This is a genomic window from Alicyclobacillus suci (assembly GCF_017329615.1).
Classification (GTDB): domain Bacteria; phylum Bacillota; class Bacilli; order Alicyclobacillales; family Alicyclobacillaceae; genus Alicyclobacillus; species Alicyclobacillus suci.
The window spans coordinates 1-877 of sequence record NZ_JAFMTW010000137.1; the positions used below are offsets into that span (position 1 = coordinate 1).

The 877-nt window shown below is 51.4% G+C and carries 1 protein-coding gene; it reads left to right on the forward strand.

The window, feature by feature from the left end; genetic code table 11:
- Positions 1-166: 166 nt before the first annotated feature.
- Entirely contained in the window at positions 167-712 is a 546-nt protein-coding gene (locus J3482_RS22025) for a DUF6431 domain-containing protein (protein ID WP_081653889.1), read from the forward strand.
- Positions 713-877: the final 165 nt, after the last annotated feature.

The window sequence follows — 877 nt, forward strand, 5'->3', positions numbered from 1 at the left end:
TCCATAATGGCCGAAAGTTGACTGAATTGCCTGTCCAGGAGTTGACGTATATCATGTCCTTATCCTAGGAATGGAAAAGGACGTCTCCTTTTGCGTTGCACCGCCCGAACAGTGCAACAGGAAACGTCCCCAACTCGTATGGTAATTCTATCAGATTATCAGCTCGTTGAGCAGTCCACCCGAGTTTTTTGTTCGGAGTGAGGAATGCATCCCGTGTCCTTGCTGTCAGGGCCAACTTGTTGTATGCGGAAGCCGACGTAGACGTTATACGCAGAGTAACGGTGACCAACTCACCCTTATCATTCGGCGCCTTCGTTGCACGGAGTGTCATCGTATCCACCACGAACTCCCAGATATTCTTGTGCCCTACAAGCGCTATGACCGAGAAAGTATAGAGCAGATCATTACCGAATCATCCCCTTCAGTGGGGGCGGACGAATCCACCATCCGCCGTGTCCGTCAATGGTTCGAGACATGGTCTTCGTATGCTACCGGTTGTCTGGTTGCTATTGCAAACCGTCACGGCCGTGTGTTGGAACCGTCCTATCCAACACAATCCTCACTCCATCGAATTGGACATTTGGTCGGCGACGCCGTCGGGTGGATGGCCCGTGCTGTCCGCCCTATTGCAAATCTACATTTGTGGACACATACCCGTTCTGCCTTTGTGTCCGCTTCTTCTCTGTCTACTATTCAGGCTAACCCCACTTGAAGGAGAGGTTAGCCATGAAAGATTGGAAAAAAGCGGAGGATGTGGCCGTGTATCGTGTTCAGTTGCTGTCTCCACTTTTGGAAGATGGACTGGATTCAGCGCAACTTCGCAGACGCAAGGCAGAGATCTGTGCACAGACCGGGTTATCGGAACGAACATTGCGCC